Raw genomic sequence first — 17,816 nt, 5'->3', positions numbered from 1 at the left:
GTGATCACGACCGTGCCCCAGAAGAACTCCCCCATGGGGTAGAAGACCAGCGCGCCCGCGACCACTCCGGCGGTGCCGAGGAGCGGGCCCCCGCTCCTCGAACACCGAAGCGGGCGAGAAGAATGCGCCTACCTCACGCCGCATACCCCCCGTCCACCGAGAACTCCGCCCCGGTGACGTACTCCGCGTCCGCCAGATACGCCACCATCGACGCGACTTCCTCCGCCGTCCCGAACCGCCCCGCGGCGGTGACCGCGGCCTGCCCCGGCGCCAACGGCCCGTCCGCCGGATTCATGTCCGTGTCGATGGGCCCCGGATGCACGATGTTCGCCGTGATCCCCCGCGGCCCCAGCTCACGCGCGAGGGCCTTCGTCAGCCCGATCAGCGCCGACTTGCTCGTCGTGTACAGGGTCCCGCCGGGGCCGGGCACCCGCTGGGTCATACAGCTGCCGATCGTGATGATCCGCCCGCCGTCCCGCATCCGCGCGGCCGCCGCCCGCGAGGCCAGGAACACCCCGCGCACGTTGACGGCCAGCACCCGGTCGACCTGCGCGAGGGACAGCTCCTCCAACGGCCCGAGCGCCCCCACGCCCGCGTTGTTCACCAGGACGTCCAGCCCACCGAGCGCCTCCGCCGTACGCGGCACCGCCCCCGCCGCCTCCTCCGCGTCCGCGGAGTCCGCCCGCAGGGCTACGGCCCGCCGCCCCAGCGCCTCGATCCGCCGTACGACGTCCGAGGCGGCCTCCTTGCCGTCCACGTACGTCACGGCCACGTCCGCTCCCTCCCGCGCCAGCCGCAGCGCCGTGGCCGCCCCGATTCCCCGGCTGCCCCCGGTGACGAGCGCGACCTTGCCGTGCAGAGTTCCGTAAGTCGTTGTCATGGCAACCATCCCACCGGCCCACCCCGGGCACCGCTGGCGGCGAACGGACACGCACCTCGGCCCGGCCGCCGTCCGGTGTTCGTGAAGACGCCGTGCGGCAGGTTAACTCCCTGAAAACTCATCGGACTTGACGGCAAAAACTCCAGACTTGTCATTGACATGCCACTGTCTACGCGCGTCATCATGAGGGCATGAGATTCCCCCCACGGATCACTCGCATCGGCGCGACGGCCGCCGTCCTGTCCGCGCTCCTGGTCGGTGGCGCCGTCACCACCGCCACCCCGGCGGCCGCCGCCGTCGGCAGCATCTGCTATTCCAAGCTGCCCTCCCAGGCGCATGACACCCTGGACCTGATCGAACAGGGCGGCCCCTACCCCTACTCGCAGGACGGGAGCGTCTTCCAGAACCGCGAAGGCGTCCTGCCGAGCCAGTCGACCGGGTACTACCACGAGTACACGGTGATCACGCCGGGCTCCTCCACGCGCGGAGCGCGCCGGATCGTCACCGGTGCGAAGAGCCAGGAGGACTACTACACGGCGGACCACTACGTCACGTTCAACCTGGTCAACTACGGCTGCTGAGCTGAGCTGAGGTAGGTCCGGTCCGCGTTCAGCCGGACCTGCGGCTCTCCGCGGCGGCGAACAGCGCGAACGCCAGCACGATCAGGGCGACGCTCGCGTAGATCCCGTAACCGTCGAGGAAACCGATCCGCTGGACGAGGCCGATGTGCCAGTCGGTGACCTCGTGCAGCAGACCCATCCCGCCCTGTACCAGGGCGAGGAATCCGAGCAGTTCCAGCAGTTGCTTCATGGACAGAGCCTCACCCCGCGGACCCCCCACGGACATCGGTCGCGGGGCGAGGCCCGTTCCGCCGAAGCATCGGGCTCGCAAGGCGGTCCGCGCCGAAAGTCTGCGGTGCCGCGACTTTGGTCGCCGATCCCGGTCGCGGGGAGGTGAACCCCGTCCTCACTGCGTAGATTTGTCGACCGTGAGCGCTGACGAGACGGTTCCCGAGCCCCCGGCCTTCCCCGGTCGGCGCTGGCTGCTGCCGTCCGCCGTGATCCACGAGTTCGACCCGGCCGGCGTACGGCCCGGACGGCGTCCACGGCGGACCGTGCGCGACTGGCTCGTCGACTTCTCCTGCTTCCTCCTGGCCGTCGTCATCGGCCTGCTCGCCGCGGACGCCGTGGGCGACAACTCGCATGTGTCGCGCACCGCGGCCGACATCGACCAACTGCTCGGCGCGCTCGCCTGCGCGGCCGTGTGGCTGCGCCGCCGTTGGCCGCTCGGTCTCGCCCTGGCCGCGATCCCGCTCGGCCTGCTCTCGGACACCGCGGGCGGCGCCTGCATGATCGCCGTCTTCACCCTGGCCGTGCACCGCCCCTTCCGTTACGTCGCCTGGGTGGCCGGCGTCAACATCGCCCTGGCCCCCCTCACCTTCCGGCTGCGGCCCGACGCGGACCTGCCGTACCTCGTCTCGGTCGTCCTCTCGGTGGTGCTGATCGCCGCGGTCGTCGGCTGGGGTCTGCTCGTACGGGCCAAACGGCAGCTGATGTTCAGCCTGCGCGACCGCGCCCGACGCGCCGAGACCGAGGCGCGGCTGCGGGCCGAGCAGGCGCAGCGGCTCGCCCGTGAGGCCATCGCGCGCGAGATGCACGACGTCCTCGCGCACCGGCTGACCCTGCTGAGCGTCCACGCGGGCGCCCTGGAGTTCCGGCCGGACGCGCCCCAGGAGGAGATCGCGCGGGCCGCCGGCGTCATCCGGGAGAGCGCGCACGAGGCGCTCCAGGACCTGCGGGAGATCATCGGGGTGCTGCGGGCCGCGGACCACGACGACACGGGCCGCCCCCAGCCGACCCTGGCCGCGCTCGACACACTGGTCGCCGAGTCCCGCGAGGCCGGCATGAAGGTCACCCTGGACAGCCGTGTCGCGGACCCGGCCGCCGTTCCCGCCTCCGTGGGCCGCACCGCCTACCGCATCGTCCAGGAGGGCCTCACCAACGCCCGCAAGCACGCCCCGGGCGCGGAGGTCACCGTCACGGTCACCGGCGGCCCGGTCGAGGGCCTCGTCGTGACCGTACGGAACCCACCGCCCGAGGCCGAGGTGCCCCACGTCCCCGGCTCGGGCCAGGGCCTGATCGGCCTCACCGAGCGCGCCACGCTCGCCGGGGGCCGGCTGGAGCACGGGGTGGAGGAGGACGGCGCGTTCGGGGTACGGGCGTGGCTGCCGTGGGGATGACGGCCGTCGGTGTCATCGGTAGCGCAACTCGCCCGTCCGCAAGGGTGATTGCGTCCTGCCTCCGCGTGATTACGTAGGGCTCATGACTGTGATCAGACTGCTCCTCGTCGACGACGACCCCCTCGTCCGGGCCGGTCTGTCCCTGATGATGGGCGGTGCCGAGGACATCGAGATCGTCGGAGAGGCGGCGGACGGCACCGAGGTCGAGGCCGCCGTCGACCGGACCCGCCCGGACGTCGTCCTCATGGACATCAGGATGCCCGCGGTGGACGGCCTCACGGCCACGGAGCGACTGCGCGGCCGTCCCGACGCCCCGCAGGTCGTCGTCCTGACCACCTTCCACGCCGACGAGCAGGTCCTGCGCGCCCTGCGCGCGGGCGCCGCCGGATTCGTCCTCAAGGACACCCCGCCCGCCGAGATCCTCGCCGCCGTCCGCCGGGTCGCGGCCGGCGACCCCGTCCTGTCGCCCACCGTCACCCGTCAGCTGATGGCGCACGCCGCCGGCACCGCCCTCGACACCCGACGGGCACGCGCGCGTGAGCGCATCGCCGCCCTCAACGATCGCGAACGCGAGGTGACCGTCGCCGTCGGCCAGGGCCTGTCCAACGCCGAGATCGCCACCTCTCTCTACATGAGCGTCGCCACCGTCAAGACCCATGTGTCCCGCGTCCTGGCCAAGCTCGACCTCAACAACCGGGTGCAGATCGCGTTGTTGGCGTACGACGCGGGACTGCTGGAGCAGCCCGGGAAACCTGAGCCGGACGGGCACTAGGCGCCGCCGCCGGACGTTGAGCCGGTGAAGGGGGAGTCCATGACCGAAGCAGTGATCGATCTCGGGGAGTACGGCGACGCGTTCCGCGCCGATCCGCACGCCGTGTACGCCGAGTTGCGCGGCCTCGGCCCCGTGCACCGGGTGCGGCCGCCCGGCTCCGACGCCGACTACGCGACCTGGCTCGTCGTCGGGCACGAGGAGGCGCGCGCGGCTCTGGCCGATCCGAGACTGTCCAAGGACGGCCGCGGAATCGGCATGGTGTTCGACGACGAGGCGCTGATCGGCCGCCATCTGCTGAACAGCGACCCGCCCGAGCACACGAGGCTGCGCGGCCTGGTCTCCCGTGCCTTCACCATGCGCCGGGTCGAGCGACTGCGGCCCAGGATCCAGGAGGTCACCGACGACCTCCTCGACGCGATGCTGCCGCACGGCCGCGCGGACCTGGTGCAGTCCCTCGCCTACCCGTTGCCGATCACCGTCATCTGCGAGCTCCTCGGCGTGCCCGAGATGGACCGCACCGAGTTCCGGAAGCTGTCCACGGAGGTCGTGGCACCCACCAGCCCGGAGAGTTCGTACGACGCCGTCCTGCGCCTCGGCGAGTATCTGGCGGAGCTCGTCGAGGACAAGCGGTGCGCCGGACCGAGCGACGACCTGCTCGGAGACCTCATCCGCACCACCGCGGAGGACGGCGACCGGCTCTCCGCTTCCGAACTGCGCGGCATGGCCTTCCTGCTGCTGATCGCGGGCCACGAGACCACGGTCAACCTCATCACCAACGGCGTGCACGCCCTGCTTACCCACCCGGACCAACTCGCCGCCCTGCGCGCCGACATGAGCCTCATAGACGGCGCGGTCGAGGAGGCGCTGCGCTATGAGGGCCCGGTGGAGAACGCGACGTTCCGGTACGCCGCCGAGCCACTGGAGATAGCGGGACGGGACATAGCCAAGGGCGACCCGGTGATGATCTGCCTGGGCGCGGCCGACCGCGACGCCTCCCGTTACCCGGCCCCGGACCGCTTCGACATCCGCCGCGACCCCCGCGGCCACCTCGCGTTCGGCCACGGCATCCACTACTGTCTGGGCGCCCCACTGGCCCGCCTGGAGGCGCGCACGGCAATCCGGACCCTGCTGGGCCGCGCCCCCGCCCTCGCCCTCGACGGGCCCCCGGGGGAGTGGCTCCCGGGGATGCTGATCAGGGGCGTGCGAAGCCTGCCGGTGCGGTGGTAGGGCCCGGCGGGGTGAGGACGGTAGCCGGGACGGGACAGGGGGACGTCAGGGGTGTGCCGGGCCGCCGCGTTCAGAGCGCGGCCGCGCTCGCGCCCCCCGGCAGCTCCGCCAGCCGCACGGCCCGGCGCTCGCGTCGTGAGATCTCGCACGCCTCGGCGATCCTTAGCGCCTGCAACGCCTCGCGCCCGTCGCAGGGGTTGGCTCTCTCGCCCCGGACCACCTCGATGAACGCGTCCAGCTCGGCCTCGTAGGCCGGTCCGAACCTCTCAAGGAACCCCGTCCACGGCTTGTCCGCGGCCGGCGGCCCGGTGGGTTCCGTGGACGCGATCGGCGTGCGGTCGTCCAGGCCCACCACGACCTGGTCCAGCTCTCCGGCGAGCTCCATGCGTACGTCGTACCCGGCCCCGTTCAGCCGCGTGGCCGTGGCCGTCGCGAGGGTGCCGTCGTCGAGGGTGAGCACGGCCGCCGCGGTGTCGACGTCCCCCGCGGCCCGGAACATCGGGGGACCGGCGTCGGACCCGGCCGCGTACACGTCGACGATCTCGTGCCCGGTCACCCAGCGCAGGATGTCGAAGTCGTGGATCAGGGTGTCCCGGTACAGCCCCCCGGACAACGGCAGCCACTCCGCCGGCGGCGGTGCCTGGTCGGAGGTGAGCGCCCGCACGGTGTGCAGCCGTCCGAGCCGCCCCGAGCGCACGGCCTCCCGCGCGCCGGTGTACCCCGCGTCGAAGCGGCGCTGGAAGCCCATCTGGAGAACCGTCCCGGCGGTCTCCACCTCGGCGATGGCCTGCAGGGTGCCGGGCAGATCGAGCGCGATGGGCTTCTCGCAGAACACCGGCAGTCCCGAGCGCGCCGCCCGGCCGATCAGCTCGGCGTGGGCCGAGGTCGCCGTAGTGATCACCACGGCGTCCACGCCCCATTTGAAGATCTCGTCGACGCCGGGGGCAGCGGTCTCCCCCAGGCGGTGCGCGAGCTCCTGGGCCCGTGCGCCGTCCGCGTCCGTGAGGATTAAGGAACCGACCTCCCGGTGGCGGCTGAGCGTGTTCGCATGAATGGTGCCGATGCGGCCCGTCCCTATGACCCCGATGCGCATGTGAACAAAATGTGCTCGCGAGCCCCATGCTGTCAATCCGTATGTCCGGACAATCTGACTACACGACTTCCCGTCAACAACGCACGGAGCTACGCTCGGGCCCGTGCCGAAACCAGAAGTGGACCCGACCGTGACGCTCGAGCTCAGTGTGGACCGCAGCAGCCCCGTGCCGTTGTACTTCCAGCTGTCCCAGCAGTTGGAGGCCGCGATCGAGCACGGAACGCTCACTCCCGGCAGCCTGCTGGGCAACGAGATCGAGCTCGCCGCCCGGCTCGGCCTGTCCCGGCCCACCGTCCGCCAGGCCATCCAGTCGCTCGTCGACAAGGGCCTGCTCGTGCGCCGCCGCGGAGTCGGCACCCAGGTCGTGCACAGCCAGGTCAAACGCCCGCTGGAGCTCAGCAGCCTCTACGACGACCTGGAGGCGGCCGGGCAGCGGCCCGCGACGAAGGTCCTCGTCAACACCGTCGTCTCCGCCACCGCCGAGATCGCCGCCGCGCTCGGCGTCACCGAGGGCAGCGACGTGCACCAGGTGGAACGCCTGCGCCTGGCCCACGGCGAGCCGATGGCGTACCTCTGCAACTACCTGCCCCCGGCCCTCCTCGACCTGGACACCGCCCAGCTGGAGGCCACGGGTCTGTACCGCATGATGCGTGCCGCCGGGATCACCCTGCACAGCGCCCGCCAGTCCATCGGCGCGAGAGCTGCCACGGCGGTGGAGGCGGAGCGTCTGGCGGAGGAGGCGGGCGCCCCGCTCCTCACCATGCAGCGGGTGACCTTCGACGACACCGGCAGAGCGGTGGAGTACGGCACGCACACGTACCGGCCGACGCGCTACTCATTCGAATTCCAGCTACTGGTTCGCCCCTAGCAGGGGCGCGGGGCCGTATCGATTTTCGGCTCCGCCGCGCGGGCGCGACCAGCCACGACGAACCAGCACCGGGCAGAGGTCGCACACTCCCCTTTGGGCCCCGTTCGGCACCGGCCGTGAGGGTGCGGCAGAATCGGGGCCGATGAGCACCTACGGCAACTTCAGCGCCCCCATAGGCTCCCGCCGCGCCCCCGCCCTGCGGACCGTCGGCACGCGGGAACGCCGCTCACACCTGACCGCACCGCGCGTGCCGACGGTGGGCATCGACATCGGCGGCACCAAGGTCATGGCGGGGGTCGTCGACGCCGACGGCAACATCCTGGAGAAGGTCCGCACGGAGACTCCGGACAAGTCCAAGAGCCCCAAGGTCGTCGAGGACACCATCGTCGAACTGGTCCTGGACCTGTCCGACCGCCACGACGTCCACGCGGTCGGCATCGGAGCGGCGGGCTGGGTCGACGCTGACCGCAACCGCGTGCTGTTCGCCCCCCACCTGTCCTGGCGCAACGAACCGCTGCGCGACCGTATCGCCGGCCGCCTCGCGGTCCCCGTCCTGGTGGACAACGACGCGAACACCGCGGCCTGGGCCGAGTGGCGCTTCGGCGCGGGCCGCGGCGAGGACCACCTCGTCATGATCACGCTCGGTACCGGCATCGGCGGCGCGATCCTGGAGGACGGCCAGGTCAAGCGCGGCAAGTACGGTGTCGCCGGCGAGTTCGGCCACATGCAGGTCGTCCCCGGCGGACACCGCTGCCCGTGCGGCAACCGCGGCTGCTGGGAGCAGTACAGCTCCGGCAACGCGCTGGTCAGGGAGGCCAGGGAGCTGGCCGCCGCCGACTCCCCGGTGGCGTACGGGATCATCGAGCACGTCAAGGGCAACATCGGCGACATCACCGGCCCGATGATCACCGAGCTGGCGCGCGACGGCGACGCGATGTGCATCGAGCTGCTCCAGGACATCGGCCAGTGGCTCGGCGTCGGCATCGCCAACCTCGCCGCCGCCCTGGACCCCTCCTGCTTCGTCATCGGCGGCGGCGTCAGCGCGGCCGACGACCTGCTGATCGGCCCCGCGCGGGACGCCTTCAAGCGCCAGCTCACCGGCCGCGGCTACCGCCCCGAGGCCCGGATCGCCCGCGCCCAGCTCGGCCCCGAGGCCGGCATGGTCGGCGCCGCCGACCTCGCCCGCCTGGTCGCCCGCCGCTTCCGCCGTGCCAACCGGCGCCGGGTGGAGCGGCACGAGCGCTACGAACGGTACGTGGAGGCCCGCCGTACGTCCCGGGACACCGCATGACGGCATCCCTGCCCCGCCAGGCATCCGCGCCCCCCGGCGAGCCGGAGCGTCCCCCCGAGGACCGCCGCCACATGATCCGCCGCAGGGCGATCACGCTGCTCATCATCGGCCTGCTCATCGGCGTCCCGGCCGGTTATCTGGTGATCTCCGCCAACCAGAGCCGTGACAGCGGCAAGGACAAGGAAGCGAAGTACTCGGCGACGGGTCTCACGCCCGGCTGGCCGTCCAAGGTACAGCGCCGCCTCTACCAGGTGCCCGTCCCGCACCCCGCGGACCTGGTCGCCTCCTATGAGACCAACAACTGGAAGACCAGCCGGCTGTACGTCCAGTTCCGGACGACCGACGCGGGCCTGGCCGCCTTCCTCACCGGCATGGGCGTCAGCCGCGCCCAGCTGGAGAAGGGCGAGACCTCCATCAGCGAGCGGGACCAGAAGGTCAGCGGCTGGAACTTCGACACCCCGCGCTCCTGGTGGGGTCTGACCCACTCGCAGAAGGACCCGGCGCCCACGCAGGACGTCATGGTCAACCTGACCGTCCCGAACGCCCCGAAGGTGTACGTCGTCTCGCGTACGGTCCCCTGACCGGCTCGGTCCGGCGAGTGGCCCGGCCGGTCTTCGCCGGAGCCGATTGTCAGACCCCGCCCGTAGAGTCGAAGACGACTGATCCGACATGCGGGCGGGAGGTGACAGGACGTATGAGCGACAGGGCCATGGTGGCCGAGCGCAGGGTCGAGGAGCAGGGGCCGGCTGTCCCCGTCCGGCTCGCCGCCGTCTTCCTGCCCGCGCCCCTTCCCCGTGAGGGCCGGATCGCGTTCTGGGACCCGGAGGGCGCCCCCCTGCCCGCCGGCGGCCCCCGCTCCGGCATGGAGGCCGACGCCGCGTCCCCCGAGCGCACCGAGCTCACCGTCGTACGACCGCACGGAGCCGGAGTGCGGCGCCGGACCGCCCCCGCCCTCTCGCTCCCGGTCGTCGAGGCCCTGCCGCTGCTGGTCCGCGCCCGGCGCGATCCCGCCGCCCACCCCGCCACCGCCTGCTGGGGCGCGGCCGCCCTGCACGCGCTGCGGCTCACCGCCCGCGGACGTCTGCTGCCCGGACTCACCGCGACCGGCCACGACGCCTGGCGGGCCGGCCCCCTGGGCCCGGACGACATCGCCCACCTGCGCGCGGTCGCCGCCGCCCTGCCCCACGAGGGCCACGCGGTCCCGCTGCCCGGCCCCGGCCCGCTCCGGCTGCCGGAACCGGAAGCCCTGATGCGCTCCTTCCTGGACGCGGTCGCCGACACCCTGCCGCGTACCCCCGCCGCCCCCTACGCCTCCGGCAAGCCCTTCGCAGCCCGAGCGCCCCAGCGGCTGCCGCACGCCCAGGACTGGGCCGCCGAGGTCGCCGCCGGCATGGACGCGGGCGTGCGGATCTCACTCCGCCTGGACCTGTCGGCGTACAACCTGTTCAACGCCGAGGCGGACGGTGTGCGCAGTGCGGGCGCCGCGATCGTGCAGGTACACAGCCTCGCCGACCCGACCCTGGTGACCGACGCGGCGGCGCTGTGGGCGGGGGACGCCGACGCCGTCTTCGGGCCACGCGCACGCGTGGACGCGGCCCTCGCCGTACGGCGCGCCGCCCGGGTCTGGCAGCCCCTGGACCGGCTCTCCGAGCAGGACGTGCCCGATGTACTGGCCCTGTCCGACGAGGAACTGGGTGACCTGCTCGGCGTGGCGGCGACCCGGCTCGCGACGGCCGGGGTGGCGGTGCACTGGCCGCGGGACCTGGCGCAGGACCTCACCGCGGCGGCGGTCGTACGACCCGCTCCTGGCTCGGCGACCGACGGTACCGGCTTCTTCGAGAGCGAGGAACTCCTCCAGTTCCGCTGGCAGTTGGCGCTCGGCGGCGACCCGCTCAGCGAGGCCGAGATGGACGCGCTGGCCGAGGCCCACCGCCCCGTCGTACGCCTGAGGGACCAATGGGTCCTCGTCGACCCCGCCCTCGTCCGCAAGGCCCGCAAACGCGAACTGGGCCTGCTCGACCCGGTCGACGCGCTCTCCGTGGCCCTCACCGGCAGCGCGGAGGTCGAGGGCGAGACGGTGGAGGCGGTGCCGGTCGGCGCGCTCGCCGCCCTGCGCGACCGCCTGACGACCGGAGTGCACCCCGCCGAGCCGCCCGCGGGCCTGCACGCCACCCTGCGCGACTACCAACTCCGCGGCCTGGCCTGGCTGGACCTCATGACCTCGCTCGGCCTCGGGGGCTGCCTCGCCGACGACATGGGACTCGGCAAGACCATCACGGTCATCGCCCTGCACCTGCGCAGGGCGCGCCGCGAACCGACCCTCGTCGTCTGTCCCGCCTCGCTGCTGGGCAACTGGCAGCGGGAGATCACCCGGTTCGCGCCGGGCGTTCCCGTCCGCCGCTTCCACGGCACCGAGCGCAGCCTGGACGGCCTCGAGGGCGGTTTCGTCCTCACCACGTACGGAACCATGCGGGCGGCGGCGGCAAGGCTGGCCGAACAGCGCTGGGGCATGGTCGTCGCGGACGAGGCCCAGCACGTGAAGAACCCGTACTCGGCGACCGCGAAGGCCCTGCGCACGATCCCGTCGCCCGCGCGCGTGGCCCTGACCGGCACCCCGGTCGAGAACAACCTCTCGGAGCTCTGGGCCCTGCTCGACTGGACCACCCCCGGACTCCTCGGCCCCCTGAAGTCCTTCCGCGCCCGGCACGCGCGCGCGGTGGAGAACGGCGAGGACGAGGAGGCGGTGACCAGGCTGGCGAGGCTGGTGCGGCCTTTCCTGCTGCGCCGCAAGAAGTCCGACCCGGGCATCGTCCCCGAGCTGCCGCCCAAGACGGAGACGGACCACCCCGTCCCCCTCACCCGCGAGCAGGCCTCGCTGTACGAGGCGGTGGTGCGCGAGTCGCTGCTGGCGATCGAGACGGCACAGGGCATCGCGCGCAGGGGGCTGGTGCTGAAGCTGCTGGGGGCGCTGAAGCAGATCTGCGACCACCCCGCGCTGTATCTGAAGGAGGAGGTCCCGCCGACGGCCGGCGAGCGGCTGGTCGCCCGCTCCGGGAAACTGGCCCTGCTGGACGAGCTGTTGGACACCCTGCTGGCGGAGGACGGCTCCGCGCTCGTCTTCACCCAGTACGTGGGGATGGCCCGCCTGATCACCGCCCACCTCGCCGCCCGCGCGGTGCCGGTGGATCTGCTGCACGGCGGGACGCCGGTGCCGGAGCGCGAGCGCATGGTGGACCGCTTCCAGAGCGGCGCGATCCCGGTGCTCGTCCTGTCGTTGAAGGCGGCGGGCACCGGCCTCAACCTCACGCGCGCGGGCCACGTCGTCCACTTCGACCGCTGGTGGAACCCGGCCGTCGAGGAACAGGCCACCGACCGCGCCTACCGCATCGGCCAGACCCAGCCCGTCCAGGTCCACCGCCTCATCACCGAGGGCACGGTGGAGGACCGCATCGCCGAGATGCTCGAAGCCAAGCGCGCCCTCGCCGACGCGATCCTCGGCTCCGGCGAGTCGGCCCTCACGGAACTCACCGACCGCGAACTGACCGACCTGGTCTCCCTCCGGAGGCCGTCATGACCCCGGGCCCCGCCGACGAGGCCCGCCGAGCCCTGCGGGCGGCCCGGGAGCGGGCGGGCCGGGAGACCGACGGGGACGCGGACGGCGAGACGGTCACGGGGGCGAGCGGAGGGGAAGCCCGGGAGGGTAAATCCGCGGTGCCGGGTGGGGCGAGCGGGGGCTCTGCGGTGTGGGGCGCGGGGGTCTGCGCGGGCGAGGGGAGTGGTGGTCAACCGGCGGTGGGGGAGGCCGGTGGCGCTTCGGCGTCGGGTGCGGGAAGTCGCGCCGGCGAGCGGAGTGGTGGTCCGGCGGTGGGGGAAGCCGGGAGTTCTGTGGCGTCTGGTGCTGGGAGTGCCGCGGCCGAGGGGATGGGTGACGCGGCGGCGCAAGGGCTGGGCCATGACGCGGTGCAGGGTTCGGAGAGCCGGGCGGACGGGGGGAGCGGCGGCTCCGCGGCGCAGGGTGCGGGTGGTGCGGTGCGGGGCGGGGGGCGCCTTGCCGTCGAGGGAGGTGGCCGCCTCGCGGAGATGGAGGAGGGCGACTCTGCGGCTCAGGGCGCAGGGAGCCCTGCGGCCACGGGGGCGGACCGTCTGACGGCCGAGGGTGCAGCGCGGCGAGTCGACGTAGACGCCGATGAGCCCCGTCCCGCCGGCGGGGAGGAGACGGAGGGCGCGACGCCGGAGAACGCCGTCGCCGATCCCGCCCCGGCCGAGCCCCGGCCAGGTGACGCGGCGCGTGCGGCCCTGCGGGAGGCTGTCGCGGCGCGGCGTGCCGCACTCGGGGACGGTGCCACGGGGCGGTCCGGGACGGGCAGCGGTGGTGCCGCCTCCGGGGCCGACGGCCTCACGCAGTCACGCGTCCCACGACCCGAAGCGGCTGCGTCGGATCCGGCCGATGCCACAGGCCGATCCGACGCGGGCGCCGCCCCGCGCACTTCTGCGAGGTCCACCGCTGGAGAAGCGGATCGTGTCACCTCGGCGGCTCTGCCCGCTGCGGATGCCCTCGATGCCCTAGACGCCGCCGATGCTCCCGATGCCGCGTCCGCGGGCCTTCCCGGCGCACGTCCCGCCGATGCCGCCCGCGAAGCGCTGCGTACGGCACGCAGGAGGCGGGCGGACGCCGAGGCCGCAGAAGCGGAGGCCGTCCTCGCCCGTCGGTCGCGCAGGACCACCCCGACCGCGTCCGGGAACCGGGCCCGGGGCCGTACGTCGCCGAGTCCGGCCGTCGGCGCCCGGGCGCGAGACGTACGGGAGTTGCTGTCCGACGCCTTCCGGATGCCCGACGACGTGGCCCAGCCGGGGGAGGGGTACGAGGACAAGGCCGAGGACAACAGCGGTACGTGGCAAGGCAGTTCTCTCCAAGAGGCCCCCGCTCCCGCCGACGCCCCCCTGAACACCGGCGTCGCCGCCCGCAGCGACGCTGCCCAAACCGACGCCGCCTCACCGACCCCGGCCGCCGAAGCCACCGCCTCCGACAGGCATCCGCTCCCTCCGACACCCGCCCCCTTCCCGTCCACCCCCCGGCGCCCCCACTCCATGGCCGCCCCCAACCGGGACAGCGACCTGCGTCGCACCTTCCCCGCCTTCCCTCCCCACGTTTCCGAGGACGCCCGGTTCGCCGCCACCTGGTGGGGCAATGCCTGGGTCGCCGCGCTGGAGGAGGGCGCGCTGGACGCCAAGCGGCTGGCGCGGGGCCGGGGTTATGCCGAGCAGGGGCATGTGGACGCGATCACCGTGACACCCGGGCTCGTGCTCGCCTATGTGCAGGGGAGCCGTGCCCGGCCGTACCGCGTGCAGGTGCGGTTGCGGACGCTGGGGGACGCCGACTGGGACCGGTTCCTGGACCTCGCCGCCGACCGGACCGGACACATTGCCGCCCTGCTCGACAAGGAGATGCCGGAGGCGCTGGCCGAGTGCGGAGTGCCCTTGCTCCCTGGTCCCGGCGATCTCGAGCCGCAGTGCAGTTGCCCCGACCGCGGTCACCCCTGCAAACACGCCGCCGCCCTCTGCTACCAGACGGCACGCCTGCTCGACGCCGACCCCTTCGTCCTGCTCCTGCTGCGCGGCCGGGGTGAACGCGATCTGCTGGACGCCCTGTCCCGCCTCAGCGCCGCCCGCGCGGCCCGTGCCGCCCAGGAACATGAGCCGGCGCCGCTGTCCGGCGTACGGGCGAGCGAAGCCCTCGCGCCGCGCCGACTCCCGCCGCTGCCGGCCCCGTTGCCCGTCCCTTCGCACCCCGGGCAGCCACCGGCGTACCCCGCGTCCCCGGGCGGCCCCGACCCCTTCGCCCTGGACCAGCTGGCCACCGACGCGGCCGCCCGCGCCCACGCCCTGCTGGGCACCGGCCGTGACCCCGTCGGCGAACTCACCCTCTGGCAGGACGTGGTCCGCCTCGCCGCCGCCCGCCCCGGTTCCGGCCTCACCGCCGGCACCCGCGCCCTCTACGCCTCCCTCGCCGCGGCCACCGAGCGCACCCCGGCCGACCTGGCCCGCGCGGTGGCCGCCTGGAGACAGGGCGGGCTCGAAGGGCTCGCCGTCCTCGAGGAACCCTGGGACCCACCGGCCGGCCGTTTCGACCGCGCCCGCCCCCTCCTCCTGGGCGCCGACCTCCCCGCCTTCCGCCCCTGGCGCAACCACCTCACCCACCCCCGCGGCCACATCCAACTCCGCCTCGGCCGCGACGGTCTGTGGTACGCGTACGAGTCCGAACCGGGCCACGACGACTGGTGGCCCCGCGGCACCCCCGACCTGGACCCGGTCGGCGCCCTCACGGGCCTGGGCACACCGACCGACCTCTGACCGGACCACCCCCACACTCCGGGCCTCCGCGCCGACGCCGTACCCCTCGCCTCACTCACCCCCGCCACGGAATCCACACCCCGCAGCCGCCCCGCCGGCCCCCTCACCCCCCGATCCCGTCCCGCCCGCGCAGCAACCCCACCCCCGGTGAAGGCCGTGTGAGAGTTCGCCGGTGATGTTCGGGAGCCAGGTGTGAGGAGTAGGGGCTCCGGGTCCGCCCCGTGAGAAAAGACGGTTAGCGTGGGGGCCGTGAGTGAGACGAAGACCCCCGCCCTCCAGTACCGCTTCGACGGCCCGGAAGACGCCCCGGTGCTCATCCTGGGGCCGTCGCTCGGGACCACGTGGCACATGTGGGACCGCCAGGTGCCCGAACTGGTCAAGCAGTGGCGCGTCTTCCGGTTCGATCTGCCGGGCCACGGCGGCGCGCCCGCCTACCCGGCGGGTTCGGTCGCTGATCTCACCGACCGGCTGCTCGCCACGCTCGACCAGTTCGGGGTGCAGCGCTTCGGGTACGCGGGCTGCGCGCTCGGCGGCGCGGTCGGCATGGAGCTGGCGCTACGGCACCCCGAGCGGCTCGCCTCACTCGCCCTGATCGCCGCCTCGCCCCGCTTCGGCACTGCCGACGAGTTCCGCCAGCGCGGGGTGATCGTACGGACCAACGGGCTCGATCCCATTGCCCGCACATCGCCCGACCGCTGGTTCACCTCCGGGTTCGCCGCCGCCCAGCCCGCGATCACCGAGTGGGCCGTGCAGATGGTGCGCACCACCGACCCCGGCTGCTACATCGCGGCCTGCGAGGCGCTCGCCTCGTTCGATGTGCGGGCCGACCTGGCGAGCGTCGGTGTGCCGACCCTGGTCCTCGTCGGCTCCGACGACCAGGTGACCGGCCCGGCCGAGGCCCGCACCCTGGTCGCGGGCATCCCGGACGCCCGGCTCGCCGTGGTGCCCGGCGCCTCCCACCTGGTGCCGGTCGAGCAGCCGGCCGCCGTCACCGACCTGCTCGTCAGACACTTCTCCACCGCCTGGCAGCCCGCCTTCGACTCCAGCACCGGCCAGACGGCGATCCCCGCCGCCTTCGCCGCCCCCGCCGCCCCGGTCACGCCGGTTTTCATGTCCGCGCCGCCGCACCCGGTGCCGATCGCCGAGATCGCCCCGGCCGCCCCGGACCCCCAGACGGCGGGCCGTACCGATCCGTACGACGCCGGCATCAAGGTGCGCCGCGAGGTGCTCGGCGACGCGCACGTCGACCGGGTGCTGGCGCAGACCGACGACTTCTCGGGGGACTTCCAGGAGCTCCTCACCCGCTACGCCTGGGGCGAGATCTGGGACCGGCCAGGGCTCGACCGCCGTTCCCGCAGTGTCGCCACCCTCAGCGCGCTGGTCGCGGGCGGGCACCTGGACGAGCTCGCCGTCCACACCCGGGCCGCCCTGCGCAATGGCCTGACCCCCTCCGAGATCAAGGAAGTTCTCCTGCAGGCGGCCGTGTACTGCGGAGTCCCGGCGGCCAACAGCGCCTTCAAGGTGGCCCAGCAGGTCATCCGCGAGGAGACCACCCCCACCGAGTGATCGTCTGAGGCGGGTGGCCGGAGCACCTGCCTGTGCTGCCCGTTCGCGCGGGACGGGAGGCAGGATGGACCCATGAAGCTCACGAAGTTGACGCACGCCTGTGTCCGTCTCGAGAAGGACGGGCAGACGCTCGTCCTCGACCCCGGGGCCTTCAGCGAGGAGGACGCGGCCCTCGGCGCCGACGCGATCCTCGTCACCCACGAACACCCCGACCACTTCAGCGAGGAGCGGCTGCGGGCGGCCCTGGACGCCAACCCGGCCGCCGAGATCTGGACGCTGAAGTCGGTCGCCGAGAAGATCCGGGCGGCCTTCCCTGGCCGTGTGCACACCGTCGGCCACGGCGACACCTTCACCGCCGCCGGCTTCGACGTCCAGGTCCACGGCGAACTGCACGCCGTGATCCACCCGGACATCCCGCGCATCACCAACGTCGGCTACCTGGTCGACGGCGGCGCGGTCTTCCACCCCGGCGACGCCCTCACCGTCCCCGACCACACCGTCGAGACGCTGATGCTCCCCGTCATGGCCCCCTGGAGCAAGATCTCCGAGGTCATCGACTACGTCCGTGAGGTCAAGCCGCAGCGCGCCTACGACATCCACGACGCCCTCCTCACGGACCTCGCCCGCCCGATCTACGACAACCAGATCGGTGCCCTCGGCGGCGCGGAGCACCTGCGGCTGAAGCCGGGGGAGAGCACGGCTCTCTGAGTGTCAGTGCCGCCCGGTAGGTTGTGAGGCATGCGCATCGCGACCTGGAACGTCAACTCGATCACCGCTCGTCTCCCGAGGCTGCTGGCCTGGCTGGAGAGCACCGGCACCGATGTGCTGTGCCTCCAGGAGGCCAAGCTCGCCGAGGAGCAGTTCCCGTTCGACCAGCTGCGCGAGGCGGGCTACGAGGCGGCGGTCCACGCGACGGGGCGGTGGAACGGCGTGGCGGTGATCTCCCGGGTGGGCCTCGACGACGTCGTCAAGGGCCTGCCCGGCGACCCCGGCTACGACGGAGCCCCGGAGCCCCGCGCCATCTCCGCGACCTGCGGCCCGGTGCGCGTCTGGTCGGTCTACGTGCCCAACGGCCGTGAGGTCGACCACCCGCACTACGCCTACAAGCTCCAGTGGTTCGAGGCCCTCAAGGCAGCCGTCGCAGGCGACGCGGCGGGCAGCCGCCCCTTCGCGGTCCTGGGCGACTACAACGTGGCGCCGACGGACGACGACGTCTACGACGTGGCCGCCTTCGAGGGCCTCACCCACGTCACCCCGGCCGAGCGCGCCGCCCTCGCCTCCCTGCGCGAGGCCGGCCTGTCGGACGTGGTCCCGAGGCCCCTCAAGTACGACCACCCGTTCACGTACTGGGACTACCGCCAGCTCTGCTTCCCCAAGAACCGAGGCATGCGCATCGACCTCGTGTACGGCAACGAGCCCTTCGCGAAGGCGGTCACCGACGCGTACGTCGACCGTGAGGAGCGCAAGGGCAAGGGCGCGTCCGACCACGCACCCGTGGTCGTCGACCTGGACGTCTAGATCCCCGGCCG

The 17,816-nt window shown here is 73.2% G+C and carries 15 protein-coding genes and 1 pseudogene; 12 read left to right on the top strand and 4 right to left on the bottom strand.

Going from position 1 to position 17,816, the window contains the following annotated elements; all coding sequences use genetic code 11:
- Both ABZT93_RS20640 and ABZT93_RS20635 read right to left on the bottom strand, forming a co-directional pair.
- Positions 1-83: pseudogene (locus ABZT93_RS20640) on the bottom strand (CDP-alcohol phosphatidyltransferase family protein); the annotation flags it as partial.
- 50 nt (positions 84-133) lie between these two features.
- A complete protein-coding gene (locus ABZT93_RS20635; RefSeq protein WP_356106324.1) occupies positions 134-889 on the bottom strand; it encodes an SDR family oxidoreductase in 756 nt (251 codons plus the stop codon).
- Between the two features lie 182 nt (positions 890-1,071).
- On the opposite strand from ABZT93_RS20635, the gene ABZT93_RS20630 reads away from it, so the two are divergent.
- A complete protein-coding gene (locus ABZT93_RS20630) occupies positions 1,072-1,461 on the top strand; it encodes a ribonuclease domain-containing protein (protein ID WP_356106322.1) in 390 nt (129 codons plus the stop codon).
- A gap of 28 nt (positions 1,462-1,489) precedes the next feature.
- On the opposite strand, the gene ABZT93_RS20625 is transcribed toward ABZT93_RS20630, so the two are convergent.
- Positions 1,490-1,690 (bottom strand): hypothetical protein, encoded by a 201-nt coding sequence (locus ABZT93_RS20625; RefSeq protein WP_356106321.1) that lies wholly within the window; start codon positions 1,688-1,690, stop codon positions 1,490-1,492.
- Positions 1,691-1,859: 169 nt separating this feature from the next.
- On the opposite strand from ABZT93_RS20625, the gene ABZT93_RS20620 reads away from it, so the two are divergent.
- The 3 genes from ABZT93_RS20620 to ABZT93_RS20610 all read left to right on the top strand — a co-directional run bounded on the left by ABZT93_RS20620 (position 1,860) and on the right by ABZT93_RS20610 (position 5,118).
- Positions 1,860-3,119: a histidine kinase gene (locus tag ABZT93_RS20620; RefSeq protein WP_356106319.1), complete on the top strand. Its 1,260-nt coding sequence runs from the start codon at positions 1,860-1,862 to the stop codon at positions 3,117-3,119.
- Positions 3,120-3,201: 82 nt separating this feature from the next.
- Complete coding sequence (locus ABZT93_RS20615; RefSeq protein WP_356106318.1) at positions 3,202-3,891, top strand: response regulator transcription factor; 690 nt, start codon at positions 3,202-3,204, stop codon at positions 3,889-3,891.
- Positions 3,892-3,930: 39 nt separating this feature from the next.
- Positions 3,931-5,118, top strand: coding sequence for a cytochrome P450 (locus tag ABZT93_RS20610; RefSeq protein ID WP_356106316.1), 1,188 nt, complete (start codon positions 3,931-3,933; stop codon positions 5,116-5,118).
- Positions 5,119-5,188: 70 nt separating this feature from the next.
- On the opposite strand, the gene ABZT93_RS20605 is transcribed toward ABZT93_RS20610, so the two are convergent.
- Positions 5,189-6,211: a Gfo/Idh/MocA family oxidoreductase gene (locus ABZT93_RS20605; RefSeq protein ID WP_356106314.1), complete on the bottom strand. Its 1,023-nt coding sequence runs from the start codon at positions 6,209-6,211 to the stop codon at positions 5,189-5,191.
- 130 nt (positions 6,212-6,341) lie between these two features.
- Between ABZT93_RS20605 and ABZT93_RS20600 the strand changes: the two genes are divergently transcribed.
- From ABZT93_RS20600 to ABZT93_RS20565, 8 genes are all read left to right on the top strand, one after another.
- Positions 6,342-7,079 carry a GntR family transcriptional regulator gene (locus ABZT93_RS20600; protein ID WP_356106336.1) on the top strand — a complete coding sequence of 246 codons (738 nt, stop codon included), beginning with the start codon at positions 6,342-6,344 and terminating at the stop codon, positions 7,077-7,079.
- 142 nt (positions 7,080-7,221) lie between these two features.
- Entirely contained in the window at positions 7,222-8,370 is a 1,149-nt protein-coding gene (locus ABZT93_RS20595) for an ROK family glucokinase (RefSeq protein ID WP_037712265.1), read from the top strand.
- Positions 8,367-8,951: a sugar kinase gene (locus ABZT93_RS20590; protein WP_356106311.1), complete on the top strand. Its 585-nt coding sequence runs from the start codon at positions 8,367-8,369 to the stop codon at positions 8,949-8,951. Before ABZT93_RS20595 ends, ABZT93_RS20590 begins: the two co-directional genes overlap by 4 nt.
- Before the next feature lie 113 nt (positions 8,952-9,064).
- Positions 9,065-11,944 (top strand): SNF2-related protein, encoded by a 2,880-nt coding sequence (locus tag ABZT93_RS20585; protein ID WP_356106309.1) that lies wholly within the window; start codon positions 9,065-9,067, stop codon positions 11,942-11,944.
- Positions 11,945-12,291: 347 nt separating this feature from the next.
- Positions 12,292-14,721 carry an SWIM zinc finger family protein gene (locus ABZT93_RS20580; RefSeq protein WP_356106307.1) on the top strand — a complete coding sequence of 810 codons (2,430 nt, stop codon included), beginning with the start codon at positions 12,292-12,294 and terminating at the stop codon, positions 14,719-14,721.
- 249 nt (positions 14,722-14,970) lie between these two features.
- Positions 14,971-16,287: a 4-carboxymuconolactone decarboxylase gene (gene pcaC / locus ABZT93_RS20575; protein ID WP_356106305.1), complete on the top strand. Its 1,317-nt coding sequence runs from the start codon at positions 14,971-14,973 to the stop codon at positions 16,285-16,287.
- A 72-nt stretch (positions 16,288-16,359) separates the two neighbouring features.
- Positions 16,360-16,995 (top strand): MBL fold metallo-hydrolase, encoded by a 636-nt coding sequence (locus ABZT93_RS20570; protein ID WP_356106303.1) that lies wholly within the window; start codon positions 16,360-16,362, stop codon positions 16,993-16,995.
- Positions 16,996-17,025: 30 nt separating this feature from the next.
- Positions 17,026-17,805: an exodeoxyribonuclease III gene (locus tag ABZT93_RS20565; protein WP_356106301.1), complete on the top strand. Its 780-nt coding sequence runs from the start codon at positions 17,026-17,028 to the stop codon at positions 17,803-17,805.
- Positions 17,806-17,816 lie beyond the last annotated feature (11 nt).

The organism is Streptomyces sp. NPDC005303, from assembly GCF_040607335.1.
In the GTDB taxonomy this organism is placed as follows: domain Bacteria; phylum Actinomycetota; class Actinomycetes; order Streptomycetales; family Streptomycetaceae; genus Streptomyces.
Note: the sequence above shows the minus strand (reverse complement) of the source record. Positions and strands in the feature narration are given on the sequence as shown.